Below are 15,181 nucleotides of genomic sequence, written 5' to 3'. Positions count from 1 at the left end.
CACGCTCAGAGCAATGCCATTTGCGGGCGCAGCGCAACCGGCAGATCGCCGCTGCGCCAGAGATCGTCACTATCGAGTACCTGCATCCGCTCGGCCGCGATGGGCGGGCGAAACTGGAAGCCGATGACATCCTGAATGCTGCCGCCCAGCCAGCGCGCATAATCCTGTGACTCCAGCAGCACGGGCATGCGATCATTATACGGCATGACCGCGCTGTTCGCGTCCATCGTCATGCCGGCATAGACCGGCCCATAGTCCGGCACGTTGCGACAGAAGCCCGCCCAGGCAAGAAGGGGCCGGTCGACGATCGAAAACCAGCTGCGCGTCTTGGCTCTCGCATCGCCGTGCGGATTGGCGAAATGGGTGAGCGGAATGAGGCAGCGATATTGCGGGTGGACGACCATGCTGTCCCACAGCGGATTGGTCAGGTCGGCGACGAGACCGATCCGGCCTGGCGGCTCGTCCCGTTCGCGCATCTCACGGGTGAGCCGCGGAAAGCCCCAGTCCATTTCGCGCAGGATCCGACGGCCGCCCTTTTCGAAGATGACCAGGCCTGGCAGTGCCTCGACAGTCTCCGAAGGGACGACAAGATCAGCCTTCGCCTCGGCATTGAAATGCGCGGCGATGTCGGCAGCTGTACTGATGACTGTGTAGAGCCGTGACATGGCTCACCTCTCGCATCTCACAAAACGAATCGATGCGAGAGCTTATCACGGAACATAGATGGAACAAAACGGGCGAGGCTTACGCCGTCTCCTCGCCGATGCAGTCGCCAAGAGCGCGGAGCTGGCCAGCGAATTTGTCCGGGTTCTCGCGCTGTAGACGCTCGAGATTGATCGCCTTCCACCGCAGCGCAGGCAGTTCGGCAATCTCCGGATCGAGCCCGACCGCCGACCAATCGGGCGCGAGTTCGTGAAACGACATGAGGAAGCGCCTGTTGGCGGGCTGTCGCGCCCGTTCGCCAAGTTCGCTGATCAGGCGCTCGCGCGCGTCGAGCAGCGCCTCGAGCGGCAGGTCCGTGACGGTCATGCCGAGAAACTCCGCACCATATTGATCGCGGATGTCGAGCCGGTGCGGACATAGCAACTCATGGGCAGGGCGCGGATGACTGACGAGGTAGATGAGGAACGCCTTGAAGAGGTCATCGCTGATCCCTTCATTGGCGAAGAGAAAATGAATGTCGAACAGATCGCGCGGGTGCTGGCGGTCGAGCGCGGCCGCGATCTTGCCCGCATAGAGATCTGCCTCGGACACCAGCTGCATCTCGGCAAAACCGAAACGGTCTTCGACCGCGCGGCTGACCGATCGCACGGCAGGCGAAAATACCGTTCCGCGCAAGACCGGCGAGACCTCGATCTTGATCGTCACACCGTCGGCTTGGACGACAAGACGCTTGCCGTCGGGAAGCAGGCGACGCTCGACCGCCATGCGGCCACCCCGTTCGAGACGGCCCGCGACCCGTTCGAGCCCGTCTCTCACGGCCTGCAATGAGCTCTCGCGATCGGCAACCGGCAGGTAGACAAGGTCGATGTCGACCGACAGGCGTGGGAGATCCCGCACGAACAGGTTGATCGCCGTTCCGCCCTTGAGCGCGAAGATCTCCTCCTGCGCGATTTCCGGGATGGCGCGGACCAGCAGTCGTACCTGGTCCGCATAGATCTGCGCCGTCATTGGTCTTCACTTTCGGTTTTGGGGCCGAAGGCTTCGGGCACCGTGATCTGATACCGTGTGTCCAGTCGGCCACCGGGTACGAGCTGGCGTTTGCCCCGGCCCAGATCGACGACGTCGCGATCGATCCGCTTCGCCCAGCCATGCGCGTGACGATCGGCGAAGAACAGGAACAGTCGCTTGGCCCTGATACTCGTGCAGCTTTTCAGCAGGTCCGTCACCAGCCGGGGACGAAGGGTCGTGAGGTTCTCGAAGATCTTGTCGGCATGGTCGAAGGTAAGGCTCGCAGGCACATCGTCCATCAGCTCGATCGTCGCACGCTCGGCGCTGGCGACGCGGAGGAAATGATCCCAGGCTTCGCTGGCCTGTGGCGAGGCCGCCACATCGCCGAGCCGCGTAGTGCCGAGATCGAGGCGGTGCCAGTCGATGCCGAGGTCCGACGCCTCGAACAGCGTGCGTCGGTGCATCACGAGCTGGGCGTTGGTGGACAAGGTCGCGAGCCAGGAAGGGGCTGCATGGTCCGGGTCGTAGAGATGGACCGTCCGTTCCCCGCCGAGCCGGGCGAAATGCCCGAGACCATGGAGCTCGAGAGCGGTTATGCCGCCCACATAGAGTTCGCCGGCTGCGGTCCGCTGCGCCGACATCACTGCCATGTCCCATCGCAGCGATGCTGCGGCACCTTGTGTCGTCGTGCGCCGATAGACCCGGGGCGCGACGCGCTCGAGCCACCCGCGCCGAACATAATCATGGACCGATGTGCGGGCGACGCCCTGCGCCTGCAACCACGCCGAATCCACGAGCAGACCCGGCGGCAACGCCGTGAGAAGCTGGTTCAGAGTCTGGCGCCTTTGTCCGTCCATACCGAACAAATTGCCGTATTTCTGAACCGCTGACAAGGATCAGTTTATAATATCGCGATTTCGTTCGCTTCAGACGAACAGAATGCGCGATTGATGAACCAATCGATACGCAGCGTCAGCGGGCCCGATTGCGTTCCGGCGGTTTATGCTCGCGGCCAGGCCGTACTGTCGCGCCGCGCGCGGGCGCCGCGGCAGGCTCCACGCTTCGCTGCACCGACGGACCCCGATCCCGGACTTCGGCAGGCTTTATGGTGCGCCCCGCTGCGACATGCGCCTGAAGCTGCGCCCGGGCGACCCCCATGACCCGCATGATCGCCTCGGGATTGTCGAACAGGGTGCGCTGCACGACCGCTTCCATGACCCGCAACTGGCTGTCGATCGCGCGATCGTTCGGCAGGCTCCGGTCCGATCCGCGCGGCGGCGCGCGATCCGCCTGACCCTGCGTCGACGACCGGCGGGCCGGCGCGGGGTCTCTGCTCTCGGCGGCATCCCGCGACGTTATCGGCGCGATGCTGTTCTTGCTCGCCTCGCCGCGCACGCGATCAAGCTCCTGCAGGTCGCGCTCATTGGGCTTATAGCCCCGGACTTCGAGGCCGTTTCGCGAAGCCTCGAGCCAGGCCGCCCGACGAAAGGTCTCGGATCCGGTGATATGGATGCGGTCCCATCCACGATGCTGCGCGATCGCCACCATGTCCTTGACGACTTCCTGGCTCTCATTGGCCGTCAGCAGCCGCCGTCCCTGATCGCGAAACGCGGGATCCTTCGCGTCGGCCGAGGTGAAATAGGCCGGATCGCCCGACCATTTCGCCTTGTCGGCATAATAGCGTTTGCGCACTGCCTCGGGCAGATCGCCCGCTACGACCGACGGGGCCGTAGGCGCCTGCCTGGCATCCGCCTTGACGGGAGGTGTCGGGGCAATCGCAATCTCGGGTTCGACAGGGTCCGACCGATCTTTGGTGCCGACCGCCTTGCTCACCGTCTTGTCGTCGATCGCGATGCCGTTTGTTCGGCGCCGCGGCGCGCTCGCCTTGCTCTCAGCGGCCATGATGCTGCCTGCCGTCTGCTAATGTATCCGCCATCTCCTGATCCTCCTCGGGTTCGACCGCCGCGCGCGCCGCCATCGCCATGACGAAGGCCAGCGCGGCTTCTTCGTCGCCCGGCGCCGGCAATTCCTCCAATTCGCCAAGCACGAGCATGTCGTCGGTTATCTCGACCGTGCCCGACAGTTCGTCGGCGCTCAACATTCTGGTCACGACAGGCTCCTTTTCAGCAGGCGGGGCAGATGGGTGCAGAGCGGCGCGCTTGGCTTCGATCGCTTGGGCGAGCACATCCGAGCCCGCGCCGATGATCGCCGCCGCCACGGGTTTGGGCGTCGGCAGGCGAACGAGGCGGGGCGCAACCTTTGGCGGGTCGCAAATCCGATCGGTGAACCGGCGCGACCGGAAAAATTCGATCTTGCGGCCGCGGACTGGCGGAATGCCGCCCCGCAGAAGCAGCAGATCGCCCTTGGGCATCTGCATCAGTTCCTGCGGCATCATCAGCGCGCGGCGCTGGTCGCTCTCCGAAATGCTGCGATTGGCGAGCATCCCGTGGATCGTGCGGCTCTTCGATTTCACGTTCATCGTGAAAAAACCGAGCCGCTCGGACAGTTCATTGGCGACCTTCAGCTCCTTTGGCGTGAAGACCACTTCAAGGCCGCAGTTTGCGATGATCTCATCGGTGACGTCTGGGCCGTAGAGCGCGCGTGGCTGCGAACGGCTCTGGATCACGGGCAGCAGGCGCAGGCCATAGCCTGCCACATAGGAGAAAGCCGACGCTATGACGGGGGCCTTGCCGAGCCGGGCGAACTCATCGAGCAAGACCAGCACTGGCACGTTCCCGCCCGTCGCCGGCAACTCTCGCGTGTTGAGGTCGATCAGCTGCTGGAGGAAGAGATTATAGACCGGCGCGATGCGGTCGATATTGTCCGGCGACACCCCAAGATAGATCGACATGCGCTCCCGGCGAACCTGCCGCAGATCAAAATCGGTCTCCGAGGTCGCGGCATCGACGAACGGGTTGAGCCACAGGTTCAGTTTGGACGTGATCGTCTGCTTGATCCCGGAAAAAGTATTGTCGGACGCGGAGGTGAAATCGCTCAGGGCCGACACACAGGCCTGGCTCAGCCGCTGCCCGCGCTGCTGCGCCTCTTCGACCACCTTGGGCAATTCGACCTTCGGGTCGCCAGTCGTCATGCGGCGGTAGATCTCGCCGATCGTGAAGGGCAAGGCAGGATTGGCGGCGACAAGCGCCCCGACGCCGACAAAGGCGGCGCGCGCTGCCTCGGCCCAGAACGGATCCGCCTTCTCAGGCGACGGGAACAGCATCCCGCCGATCTTCTGGAGTTCGTTGACGACGTCTATGTCGTCGAGCCGATCAATATAGCTCAGCGGATTGTAGCGCGCGGTGCGGCCTTCGGGGTCGAGAGGATCGAACAGGTGGACCGGCCCGGGTCGGGGCTTCGAGCAGGACATGCTCGGTCCCGCCGAACACCAGATAGCGACCGCCTTTCTGGCCGACGATGATGCCCGACTTTGCGCGGAGCTGCTCGCGCCTGATCTCGCTTTCGCGCGCAAAGCGCGCCTCACCGTGCAGGGATCGACCGCGCTTGAGAATGACGAGCAGGATGATGAAGGCGATCGCACCGCTCACCATCGCGCCGCGCTGCAGCCAAAGATGGAGAAGCGGGTCGGCGCGATAATACCACAGCCACGACGGCAGTGCCGTCACCTGCATGTTCGGTCCGATCTGCTTCAGCCCGATCAGCGCCACCAATATCGCGCAAAGCGCGCATGCGAGCGCCGCTCCCAACAGAGCGCCGCCGACAAGCGCGACCTTAGTGAGAGGACTGGCTTGCGACAGCCGGGTCAAAATGCACCTCCTCGACTTCGAATTTTCCGTCTCGCTTGCGGGTCTGGACGACGACATCGACCAGCATGCGCAGCAGCCCGCGAATGTCGTCGCGCGCCAGATCGCAACCGCCTTCGGATTCCTTGACGAGCAGGGTCAGCTGCTCGAACGCGCCCATCGCGGACCCAGCGTGGACCGTCGTGATCGAACCTGGGTGACCTGAGTTGACATTGCGCAGGTAGAAGAAGGCGGTGCCGTCACGCAGTTCCTGCAGCAGGATGCGATCGGGGCGCATGCGCAATGCGCTCTCGAGAAGCTGCTTGGGTCCGACCTTGGCCAGCCCCTGTCGCTCGCTCGAATAGACCATGTGGACGACATTGCGGTGGTCGACGACAAGCTCGCGTGTGTCCTCGATCGTCAGCAGACGCTCGTCGCGCGGGATGAGCTGGATCAGCGCCTTGGCAAAGGTGGTCTTCCCCGATCCGGTCGCGCCGCTCACCAGGATATTCTTGCGCGCCGCCACCGCGGTTCTGAAGAAAGCCGGCCAGTCGCCGGCGTCCCGCATCGCGACCATCTTCGCGTCGACGTCGGTCAGACCCCGCGCTGCGGCGCGCGTGCCGGCGAACAGGCCGGCCTGGGCAAGCTGGTCGACTGCAAGGTTCACCCGCGATGGCTTGCGGATGGTGAAGGAGGGCGATCCCGTTGGAGTGACCGAGGGGATCACGATCTGGCAGCGTTCGCCGCCGGGCAGGATCGTCGAGCAGATCGGCGTCTCGGCATTGATGTCCTGGCGCGTGAAGCTGGCCGCCGCGACAGCCAGCGTCGCCAGCCACTCGCTGTCGAGTTCGGCGACATCATGCCAATGCCAGCCGCGATGATCCTCGATGCCGACCTCACCCGGCCGGTTGATGACGAGCTCGGTCACCTCGGCAGGCTCCAGCAGCGGCATGATCGGATTGAGAAAATGCCGGAGGACCGCCGTGTCGCTCATTTCTCGCGCCGCAGCTCGAGATTGTAGACGTCCGCGAAATTGAAATCCTTGGCGACGAAGATGCCGACTTCCTCGCCCTGGTTCTTCTTGAGCACGGGTCGGATGTTGATGCTGTTCTGAAGGGCGATGCTCGCGCCTTCGCTCGGCGCCCGCGTGGTGTTGTTGAAATTATTGTTGCCATTGGCGACCGCCTGGCCGGCGATATAGGCGCCATCGTCGACCAGCGAGAGCAGGAGCGCGCTGCCGAACCGTGCCCAGAAGAAGGTATCGACCGAGCCTGCGATCCCGGCCCGGCCCAATGCGTCCGAACCTGGCGATGCGAGGTCGATGCGCACCCCTTGCGGTGTGACCGCGCGGGTCCACAGCACGAACAGGCGGTTCTGACCTTGCTGGATCCCGCCATGATATTCGCCGACGACCTTGGTGCCCTTTTCCATGAGGACGACGCGCCCATTCTCGGAATAGACATCGCGCGGGATAAGGCACGATGTGTAGCCGGGCTGGGCGGAATTCATCGCTGTCTGAAGAACGCACGGGATCAAGGTGCCGGCGGTGACGAGATAGTTGCGATTAGGCAGCATCGAGGCGCGTGCCTCGCCGATTGGCGAACTTTGCCGAAGCGCATCCAGTGCATTGGGCGCGCCGCGCTGTGGCTGGCCGTCGACATCCTCCCCGGGCGCCATAAGAGAACCCGGCCTGCCACTGCCAGTACCGTCCGGTGCCGACGTCGCGAGCCCCTGGGATCGCCCGCCATAGGCAATCAGTGTCGAGCGCCGGGCCTGTTCGGCGATGTTCTGACGATTGTTCTGCGCCGAAGGCGCAGGCGTAGCGCCAGGCTGCATCGCCGGCACGATCTGCCCGTCGGATCCGACCACCTGGCCATCCGGCCCGGGGTTGAGGACCGGCGCATTGGGATCGGACTGCGGGGCGCCAAGAGGCTTGGGTCGCGCCGCGACCGCGTCATAGGCGACAGTTTCGCGTGCCGACAGGTCCGTGCGCTTGGCGGTGGCTTCGGGCTTCGCCATCAGGTTGGCCGCCGGTTTCCCGCTCGGGCCTGAATTGACCCACAAGATACCGAGCACCATCGCGGTGCCGGCGAAGATTAGCGCGGTGTTGCGCTTCGCCGGCGTCATGCCGCCGATGGGATCGATACCCCGGTCGCGCAGGATCTCGTCGCGCTCGGGCGTAGGATCTCCAGTGATCGGGCGGCGATCGTCCGACGCGGTTTCGTCCATCGCGCTCACTCCTTCGGGTCCTGTACGGTGCGGTCGACATGCGACGATGCCGTGTTGGTGCCGGCGTCGAGACCATAGGGTGTCGGCGCCTGGTTATAGATGCACAGCACCTCGCGATTGCGCCGCAGCCGGAGCTGGGTCGCCACGAGGTGAACGACCACGAATTCATCGCGGACGTCGAACGGGACGAGCGTTTCCGACCCATCCGGGCGCACCATGTAGATGGCGGGAATTTCATGATTGCCCGGGAAGCGGAGCACCGTGAACTTGCCGTTGTCCGAGATCTCGGAGGGCTGCAGCGCGCTTGAGCCCTGGACCTTGTAGTTGAGATTGCGCGGACCTTCGATGACGCCGTGGTCGAGTGCGCCGCGCACTGCGCTTGCCTGCATCGCAGCGACGCGCTGGGCTTCCTGCGCGGCTTGCATCCGGGCTGCGCGTTCCGCCTCATCGCGGGGATAGCGGAAGCGCACCTGGAAGAAGGCATCCGAACTTGCGCTGCTGATCGCGCCGCGCCGGGTGGTCAGCTCGAACGCATAGTTGCGCAGTTCTCCGCCGTGGTTGGTGGTGACGATGAGGTTGGTGGGGCCAGCGCGCTCGCGCGGCTTGAGAAAGAGGATATGTCCGGCAACGGCCACTTCCCATGACACGGTGTCGCCAAGGGCCACATGCTCGATCGTCTCGCCGTCGCCGAGCACGATCTGGGTCGCCGTGCGGAAGGTGCCGACAATCCGGTAGACCTGCGTCTCCTGATAATCGACGAATTTGACCCGCGGGTCGGCCGGTCCGCCGCGAGGTGTGTCCTCGGCCAGAGCGGGCTGGGCACCGAGGAGGCACATTGCTGCAAGGGTCAGGAGCCGCTTCACCGGACCACCTCCGGATCGGCTCGATAATTCTCGACCTGGAAGCCGAGCGGATTGCGATAGCGATCGCCCTCCGCCATCGGGGCATTGGTGTAGCGAAAGGTGATGGTCGCGATCCAGTCGCTGTTCTGGATGTTCGTGTCGGTCTGGACCGTGCGGGTGAACCGGACATTGGCGACGCGGTCGTTGATGAAGCTGATGTTGCGAACACGGGCCTGGACCGTCGCTCCCTTGCCCCATGTCACCTGCGGACTCGACGGGTTGTCGTCGTTGAAAAACCGGCCCCAGCGCTGCTGTTCACCCGGCTCGGACAGGATCGCCACCGCCCGGAAATTCTCTTCGGCCGCCGCCGGCAGCCAGCTCTCGCGTGCCCGGACATATTGTGCGAGGAAGAATTTAGTGACGGCTTCGTCGTAGCGCATCGGCTGCTGGGTGAGGGCCGTCTGCACATCGACCGCGCCCGTCGTCTGGTTGACCCGGATGATATAGGGCATGACCGTCTTGAGCGGCGCGAGGCCTGCCAGCGCCAGTGCCTCGGCCGTGCATGCCAGCAATGCGAGGACGGCGACGCCCCAGGCGATCCGTTCCGAGCGCAGCGACTTGCGCTGACGATCCTGGTCCCATGAGCGTGCATGGCCGAAATAGAGTTCGGCGTCGCTTGCTGGCACGCCCTCGCTTTGACGCCGCATGATCAACAGCTCCCATAAGTGGTGGTCTGATCTCGCGACGAAATCTTGTCGGGCGGCGGCGCGGAGGCTGGGACCGGCGGTGGCGGCGATCCACCGGCCGGCGGTTTGACCTGCGGCACCGGGGGCGGGGCAGGGGGCGCGACGACCGCTGGGACAGGCGAGCCGGGCAGCACGCTGCCGTAGACATTGGCGTCGCGTAGATGCCTGCCGTTGCAGATTGGCAGCTTCTTGGGTCCCGACGCGCCATGTGTGGCCATCGGTGCGACAGCGGCGAGGAGCGCGACGCCCTGGAGGATGCGTGTCGTCAGCGGTTTGGACATTGGCGTATTCCTCATGATCATCATGCGCGGCTCACCGTGCCGCCGCGTTGCGCGGCACGTTCGAGATTGCGGCTGTTTCGGGAGATTCGGCGCTGCTGGAAGGGCGCGGCCATGGTGCTCCACGCCGAACCCGCGAATGCGCCGACACCTGCGGCCGCGCCGCCGGCTATGCCGGTCGCGATCGACGGCGCCTGGAAAAAGAAGATCGTGCCGAGGAAGATATAGACGGCGAACATGATTGCGCCGAGTGCCGCATCGGCCACACCTTCTGAGGAGGTTATGGCGAGTGCGCCGAGATCGGTAATCAGCGCCGTAATTGCGATGATCACTGCCATCAGAACGATGTAGTTAAAAGCCTGCCCCAGCCATCCATGGAAGAAGCGGCGTGTTGTTTCGAATAGAGATAGGGCGATAAATATCGGCCCAAGCGCAACGATGATCGCAAGCGCAACCTTGGCGAATACGGTGATGGAAAACCCAATCGCAGCCGATAGACCGGCCAAAGCCTTCAGGCCTAGACTTAGGGTATAGAGTACAAGTTTATATGGATTAATGTCACTGTATGTCGCGGCTTCGGTCTCAATCCGCGCAATGATCGCATCAGCCTGACCATAATAATCATCAAAGACGTTTCCGACACTGGTCACTGTACGCCCCGCGAGGGCTTGCGAAATAGCGTCGGGCATCCCGTGGAAGAGGGGGGTTGTAATCCATTCCGAATACGCCACGGTCGTGGCCGCGAGGTATAGCAGGCAGAGCTTCACCATTCGGTAGAAGAGTTCGCCCCATGGCTCGCTCACGATCCCGCGCATGACCATGTAGCCGAACAGGGCGATATAGATGACTAGCCCGAGCGCCAGCGGGCCGCGCACGACCTCGATGACGTTGGTCAGGCGCTCGTTGAGGAACAGATCGAGCTTGCCGTCGATGCTAACATAGAGCGTCGTGAAGAGACCGTCCTCCATTACCGAACGTCCGATTTTCCTGGACGAGGCGATAGCGAACGTAGCTTCAAGTCCAAGGTTCTCACGCTTTGAGCGTTCGAGCACTCCTGAGGGTCGGGATGGGTCCCATCTGCGCAACTTTTCAGCACTTCGGCGAGTTCTTCAGGATGCGACTTCAAATATTCCTTTCCCCTTGGAGGCTGCTGGCACGCGAGGAGCAGCATAGGCAGCGACAAGACTACCAAGACGGATGCAAGGGGCTTCATGGCTTGAGGCTCCCGAGCTTTGACGCCAGAATTCTTTCGCTTTCCTGTTGCGACCGAATGTCTTGTTCGGCTCGCTGTCGCATCGCTAGCGCTTGAAGCTGGACGGAATCATTCTGGATATGCGCATTCTCGACACCGACGCGGGCCTGGATATCCATCACATCCTTGGCGTCGGACGCTGAATCGAGCGAAGTGCGCAGCTCCTCCAGACCGGCCGTACGCTGAGCGGTCACACCATAGGCTGCCTCGGCAATAGCCGCATCCCGCGATGCCAGATCCCCATTGCGCAAAATGGTGTCACGGCCGGAGCGCTCGTAAGCGGTCGCATCCGGCCGTAAATCGGGGAGATCGACCCGGTTGGCCGAACGGATGCGGTTGGCCGAGCTGGCAAGACTGCCCAAGCCGCTCATATCCGACGACATCAATCGCTGAATGTCGCGAGCCTCGCTCGGCAGAAGATGCCGGACAGCGTCGGTGCTGAGCGAACTGGCAATCTTGTTGACGTTGGTCAGCTTGTTGACGCTGTCGAACATATCGGTCGCCTGCGCGATCTGCGCCTTGCCCTGCTCGATCATCGCGAGCGTGTTCTTCACGGTCGAAAGGGTCTGGAGGAAGGTGTTGGAATCGTAGACGGGGATGCCCTGAGCGCTGGCCGGGGTGCTCAGCGCCAGCAAACCGCCAATCGCGAGGATCGAAAAAGCTCTCATCTTTCTATCCTTTCCTTCTGTTCGCGGTCGCCCGCTGCTCGTGAAAAATGGGCAACCAACGCGCCGGATCGTCACCATGTTCGCGGCGCACTGCGTCAAGAATTCCAACCGTCGCCGTGGTGCCGGAGAGCACCGCAAGCTCGTCACCAAGACCGGCGAGATCAAGCTCGACGACGATCGAGTCATGGCCTTGTTTGATGAGGAAGCGCCGGCTCTCGGGGATCAGATCGCTGCGGATCAGCTTGAACTCGGCGCGGGTGAGGCCGAGGCCATCGATATAGTCGGACTCCCGGCCATAGGGGTTGGGCAGCAGGATCTTGGTCGCGACCTGTTCCATGATGCTGTGGGAAATGTCGGAGCGCAGCGCGTCGGCCGGGCTTTGCGTGCCGAACACCAGAAAGGCGTTCTGCTTACGGTAGGTTTTCAGACCATCCTGCGCGAACGCGCGGAAGGCTTCATCGCCGAGCGCTTTCCAGAATTCGTCGATGTCGATCACCAGTCTGCGGCCGTCGAGCAGCGCGTCGATGCGGTGGAACATATACATCATGAGCGGCGTGCGGATCTCGGCATTGTCGAGGAAATCAGTCATGTCGAAGCCGATGAACCGCGCTTCGAGCGTCAGTTCGTCTGCGTTATTGTCGAACACCCAGCCCAACGCGCCGCCGCGCGCCCATTTCTCGAGACGCGCGCCGATGCCCTCGGGATCGCGCTGCCCCAGCAATTGCCGCAAGGCGAGGATCGATCGCTCTTCGGGGGGCAATCGGCCGATCGATAGGATGCCATCGTCGATCATGCGCTCCTGCATGACACCGAGCTGGCCACCAACGGGCGTGACCAGTTGGCGTATCAGTCGACCAAGGAACGTGATGTTGCCCGGTGACTGATCGAGCGCACGCAGGGGCGCGAAGCCGGTCGGCACGCCATTGCGCAGGGCAAGATAGGTGCCGCCCGATGCGCGTACATAGATTTCCGCGCCCCGGTCCTTGTCGATAAAGATCTGCTGGGCGCCGGTCTTCTCGAGCTGCGCCATCAGGAAATTCTGCACCACGGTCTTACCGCCACCCGACGGGCCGATGATCAGCGTGTGGCCGAGATCGTTGACGTGGAAATTGAAATAATAGGGCGACTGGGCTGCGGTCTTCATCAGTGCGATCGCAGCGCCCCAATGATTGCCATCGGCCCGACCGGCAGGGAAGGTGTGGAAGGGTGACAGGGCGGCGAAGTTGCGCGACGTGATGGCGGCAGGTCGGGCGCGCCAGGCAAAATTTCCCGGCAACTGCGACCAGAAGGCGGCCTCCAGCGCTGGTCCCTCGCGTGCTGAAACCAGGCCGGCATCGGCCAGCGCGGCGCGCGCCGTCGAGAGATTTTCGGCGAGCCGCTTCTGGTCTTCGCTGAACACGGCGAGCGAGAAGTGATGCTCGCCCAGCACGAACCGATTGCTCTGCAGATCATCGGCGGCATCGGCGAGCTCGAGCGCCTGGCTCGCTGCCGCATCTTCGGTCGATGCCATCTGGTTCTGGCGCCTGCGCAGTCGCTCGGACGCACGCGCCTTGCCCATGAACGCGAAGGACTGGGTGACGACGAACGCGAAATCCTGCGAGAGAAGCGCGTTGACCTGCCCCGGTCGCGTCATGGCCGGATATTCGCGGATACCGAACAGGCCGACGAAGCGGCTATCGGCATGGGCGCGAACCTCGACCGTCTCGCGGCCGAAGATCACCCTTTCGCCGTAGATCGCCGATCCCAGATGACCACGAACAAGCGGGACGCGCGTCGCGCGCCCCATCATGACGAGTTCCAGCACCTCGAGCGGCTGCGAGAACATGAGGCCGCGATGTTCGTACAAACCCAGTCGCTGTGGCCTGCAACGCGCGAGCAGCTTCTCTATATCGCGCGCCTTGTCCTCGAAACGAACGAGCTCGTCCTCGTCGACCTCGGTTCCCTCTTTGCGGGCACTGGACAGGCGACGCAGCAAGACCCCTGTGCGGTCGGCCGAGCCAACGGACGGGCGCATCACCAGCGTCAGATAGAGCTCGTTGACGAACATGCGCTTAGCGGTGACCCGCGCGCGATATTTGGCATCGAGATCGGCGGCGAACGTAGAGCGAAACTCGCCCTCGGGATAGTCGGTGACCGGGCGGCGCACGATATGCGTCCAGATCGCGAGACGATCGTCGGCGATGTTGCGCAACGTCCCGTTGAGCTTCTCATGCCAGTCGTTCAGCTGAGCGGGATCGGCTGTCTCGAAGGCGATGCCGTCCAGCCTGAACATCATCATCAGGTCGCGCCCGTCGAGCGCGATCACCTGCGCATCGACGTGCCGCGCATAAGGCAGATAGCGCGCAGGATCCGCCTCGTTCTTGAGGATGCGCCACGGAGTACGCGCCGCATCGCGCGAGAAGGCACGACTAGCCATGCAGAAAGCCCTTTCGGCGTGCGCCCTGAGTGGGGAGGGGAGAGTAGGAACTGCCACCCCACCAACCGCGGTTGCGGCATCGCGCCTTCGTCATCGTCCAAAGCCACAGCAGCCGGAAGGCATTGGCGTCGTGGCGGACGATCAGGCGGGCGATCGCAAGAAACGCGCCTGCGAGTGCCAAAGCGTAGAGCGGATTGCCGCTTATGATGAGGGTCAGGCAGGATGCGAGTGCGATAGGCAGCGACGCTTCGATCGGAACGCCCATCCACATCGTCGGCCGCGTCACTGCCAGGAAGAGCGTTTCTTCACGCAGCTTGTCGTCGTTGACCATGATGGCCTCACGCACCGCCGGTGATGGTGTCGACGATCCACTGCGCGCTGAACACGATGAAGATGCCGACGATGACGGTGACGAGAAGACCGAGGCTGGCGCGGCCAGTGAAGAACATGAAGCCCACGATGACCACCGCGATCACCGCGATCGTCTTCGCAAACGTGCCGGTCAGCCAGGTCTTGATGTTGTCCGCCATGGAGGTGATGCCGTCGGCGGCCTGCGCATAGGCCGGGTCTGTCAGCACAAGCGAGACGAGAACCGCCGCTAAAAGCAGCGTGAAATACTGGGAGAATGATCGCGCAGACGCGGAGTGCGCAGCAGCAGGCAAGGGCGGTGTGGCGATCATTCGGGCTGTCCTTTCAATGGGGCGGTTTGAGACGAGCCGAACACCATCAGCGTCGCAGTTTGCGCGACGGCCGAGGTGTTCCAGCTTTGATCGGGTGGATCCGCTACTGGCGAGGGGGTAGGAGCCGGGCTCTGTGCCGCTTTCGCTATCGGCGCGTCTGCCATGGCAATGCCTGCACGTTGCCGGATTTGCGGTATGATGCTGCTCGACGAGGCGTAGACCTTGCCGACATAGCCATTGGCAAAACCCTTCCAGCGGTTGCCGGTATTATACATGGACATGGCCGTGGCGATCGCATCCTCGGTGGAGCGGCTGGACTTCGCCACACTGGTGTAATTCTCGGCGAGCACGCGTGCCGATGCGGCGAGGTTTCGGCACGGTTCGAAAGCGTCCTCGATCGACAGGTTCAACGGCTTGAGATTCGCGCTGTTGATCTGGCCAAGGCCGAGATCGATATTGTAGCCGCGCGCGATCAGCGACCGGGCGGACGCGATGGCCGACGCGCGATCGGACACCTTCGGCGCCGCGACGCCCTTGGCGTTCACGCCGATGGCATAGGGATCGAAATGACTTTCGGTGTAAACCAGCGAGACGAGAGTTTCTGCCGCGACCGTGGGCGCGCATTGCCGCGCGAGCGCGACCACGGCTGCAAGCTC

General features: G+C 63.4%; 15 protein-coding genes and 1 pseudogene. All 16 read right to left on the bottom strand.

The genetic code is table 11. The features are described 5' to 3' along the window. Positions 1-5 precede the first annotated feature (5 nt). Positions 6-665, bottom strand: a complete 660-nt coding sequence (locus tag A0U87_RS04605; RefSeq protein WP_004212783.1) for an SOS response-associated peptidase family protein — start codon at positions 663-665, stop codon at positions 6-8. A gap of 79 nt (positions 666-744) precedes the next feature. After that, entirely contained in the window at positions 745-1,671 is a 927-nt protein-coding gene (locus A0U87_RS04600) for a nucleotidyl transferase AbiEii/AbiGii toxin family protein (protein WP_004212782.1), read from the bottom strand. After that, positions 1,668-2,528, bottom strand: coding sequence for a type IV toxin-antitoxin system AbiEi family antitoxin (locus tag A0U87_RS04595; RefSeq protein WP_004212781.1), 861 nt, complete (start codon positions 2,526-2,528; stop codon positions 1,668-1,670). The genes A0U87_RS04600 and A0U87_RS04595 overlap by 4 nt, the downstream gene beginning before the upstream one ends. A 115-nt stretch (positions 2,529-2,643) precedes the next feature. Then, on the bottom strand, positions 2,644-3,573 hold the full coding sequence (locus tag A0U87_RS04590) for an LPD7 domain-containing protein (protein WP_004212779.1): 930 nt from the start codon (positions 3,571-3,573) through the stop codon (positions 2,644-2,646). Further along, positions 3,563-5,438, bottom strand: a pseudogene (locus tag A0U87_RS04585) (type IV secretory system conjugative DNA transfer family protein). The gene A0U87_RS04590 and the pseudogene A0U87_RS04585 overlap by 11 nt, the downstream one beginning before the upstream one ends. After that, positions 5,404-6,408 carry a P-type DNA transfer ATPase VirB11 gene (virB11, locus tag A0U87_RS04580; RefSeq protein ID WP_137405247.1) on the bottom strand — a complete coding sequence of 335 codons (1,005 nt, stop codon included), beginning with the start codon at positions 6,406-6,408 and terminating at the stop codon, positions 5,404-5,406. Before virB11 ends, A0U87_RS04585 begins: the two are co-directional and overlap by 35 nt. Then, the gene (gene virB10, locus A0U87_RS04575) at positions 6,405-7,643 is read right to left on the bottom strand and encodes a type IV secretion system protein VirB10 (protein ID WP_037512079.1); all 1,239 of its coding nucleotides are present in this window, start codon (positions 7,641-7,643) and stop codon (positions 6,405-6,407) included. Before virB10 ends, virB11 begins: the two co-directional genes overlap by 4 nt. A gap of 5 nt (positions 7,644-7,648) precedes the next feature. Continuing rightward, positions 7,649-8,479: a P-type conjugative transfer protein VirB9 gene (gene virB9, locus A0U87_RS04570; protein ID WP_037512078.1), complete on the bottom strand. Its 831-nt coding sequence runs from the start codon at positions 8,477-8,479 to the stop codon at positions 7,649-7,651. 23 nt (positions 8,480-8,502) lie between these two features. Next, positions 8,503-9,192 (bottom strand): type IV secretion system protein, encoded by a 690-nt coding sequence (locus A0U87_RS04565; RefSeq protein WP_004212771.1) that lies wholly within the window; start codon positions 9,190-9,192, stop codon positions 8,503-8,505. Between the two features lie 340 nt (positions 9,193-9,532). Next, complete coding sequence (locus tag A0U87_RS04555) at positions 9,533-10,477, bottom strand: type IV secretion system protein (RefSeq protein WP_137405246.1); 945 nt, start codon at positions 10,475-10,477, stop codon at positions 9,533-9,535. Next, the gene (locus A0U87_RS04550) at positions 10,477-10,722 is read right to left on the bottom strand and encodes an EexN family lipoprotein (protein ID WP_080604529.1); all 246 of its coding nucleotides are present in this window, start codon (positions 10,720-10,722) and stop codon (positions 10,477-10,479) included. Before A0U87_RS04550 ends, A0U87_RS04555 begins: the two co-directional genes overlap by 1 nt. Then, complete coding sequence (locus A0U87_RS04545; RefSeq protein WP_004212766.1) at positions 10,719-11,429, bottom strand: type IV secretion system protein; 711 nt, start codon at positions 11,427-11,429, stop codon at positions 10,719-10,721. Before A0U87_RS04545 ends, A0U87_RS04550 begins: the two co-directional genes overlap by 4 nt. 4 nt (positions 11,430-11,433) lie before the next feature. Continuing rightward, on the bottom strand, positions 11,434-13,845 hold the full coding sequence (locus A0U87_RS04540; RefSeq protein WP_037512064.1) for a VirB4 family type IV secretion/conjugal transfer ATPase: 2,412 nt from the start codon (positions 13,843-13,845) through the stop codon (positions 11,434-11,436). Then, a complete protein-coding gene (locus A0U87_RS04535) occupies positions 13,838-14,191 on the bottom strand; it encodes a VirB3 family type IV secretion system protein (protein WP_170978356.1) in 354 nt (117 codons plus the stop codon). The genes A0U87_RS04540 and A0U87_RS04535 overlap by 8 nt, the downstream gene beginning before the upstream one ends. Continuing rightward, positions 14,184-14,525: a TrbC/VirB2 family protein gene (locus tag A0U87_RS04530; RefSeq protein ID WP_004212761.1), complete on the bottom strand. Its 342-nt coding sequence runs from the start codon at positions 14,523-14,525 to the stop codon at positions 14,184-14,186. The genes A0U87_RS04535 and A0U87_RS04530 overlap by 8 nt, the downstream gene beginning before the upstream one ends. Next, positions 14,522-15,169 (bottom strand): lytic transglycosylase domain-containing protein, encoded by a 648-nt coding sequence (locus A0U87_RS04525; protein WP_230588647.1) that lies wholly within the window; start codon positions 15,167-15,169, stop codon positions 14,522-14,524. The genes A0U87_RS04530 and A0U87_RS04525 overlap by 4 nt, the downstream gene beginning before the upstream one ends. Positions 15,170-15,181: the final 12 nt, after the last annotated feature.

Source organism: Sphingobium sp. MP9-4 (assembly GCF_005281675.1).
Classification (GTDB): domain Bacteria; phylum Pseudomonadota; class Alphaproteobacteria; order Sphingomonadales; family Sphingomonadaceae; genus Sphingobium; species Sphingobium yanoikuyae.
Note: the sequence above shows the minus strand (reverse complement) of the source record. Positions and strands in the feature narration are given on the sequence as shown.

What these genes read in the sequence shown, in the direction of transcription:
- A0U87_RS04605 (WP_004212783.1), bottom strand. Translation starts at nt 665, where the DNA reads ATGTCACGGCTCTACACAGTCATCAGTACAGCTGCCGACATCGCCGCG.
- A0U87_RS04600 (WP_004212782.1), bottom strand. Translation starts at nt 1,671, where the DNA reads ATGACGGCGCAGATCTATGCGGACCAGGTACGACTGCTGGTCCGCGCC.
- A0U87_RS04595 (WP_004212781.1), bottom strand. Translation starts at nt 2,528, where the DNA reads ATGGACGGACAAAGGCGCCAGACTCTGAACCAGCTTCTCACGGCGTTG.
- A0U87_RS04590 (WP_004212779.1), bottom strand. Translation starts at nt 3,573, where the DNA reads ATGGCCGCTGAGAGCAAGGCGAGCGCGCCGCGGCGCCGAACAAACGGC.
- virB11 (WP_137405247.1), bottom strand. Translation starts at nt 6,408, where the DNA reads ATGAGCGACACGGCGGTCCTCCGGCATTTTCTCAATCCGATCATGCCG.
- virB10 (WP_037512079.1), bottom strand. Translation starts at nt 7,643, where the DNA reads ATGGACGAAACCGCGTCGGACGATCGCCGCCCGATCACTGGAGATCCT.
- virB9 (WP_037512078.1), bottom strand. Translation starts at nt 8,479, where the DNA reads ATGTGCCTCCTCGGTGCCCAGCCCGCTCTGGCCGAGGACACACCTCGC.
- A0U87_RS04565 (WP_004212771.1), bottom strand. Translation starts at nt 9,192, where the DNA reads ATGCGGCGTCAAAGCGAGGGCGTGCCAGCAAGCGACGCCGAACTCTAT.
- A0U87_RS04555 (WP_137405246.1), bottom strand. Translation starts at nt 10,477, where the DNA reads ATGGAGGACGGTCTCTTCACGACGCTCTATGTTAGCATCGACGGCAAG.
- A0U87_RS04550 (WP_080604529.1), bottom strand. Translation starts at nt 10,722, where the DNA reads ATGAAGCCCCTTGCATCCGTCTTGGTAGTCTTGTCGCTGCCTATGCTG.
- A0U87_RS04545 (WP_004212766.1), bottom strand. Translation starts at nt 11,429, where the DNA reads ATGAGAGCTTTTTCGATCCTCGCGATTGGCGGTTTGCTGGCGCTGAGC.
- A0U87_RS04540 (WP_037512064.1), bottom strand. Translation starts at nt 13,845, where the DNA reads ATGGCTAGTCGTGCCTTCTCGCGCGATGCGGCGCGTACTCCGTGGCGC.
- A0U87_RS04530 (WP_004212761.1), bottom strand. Translation starts at nt 14,525, where the DNA reads ATGATCGCCACACCGCCCTTGCCTGCTGCTGCGCACTCCGCGTCTGCG.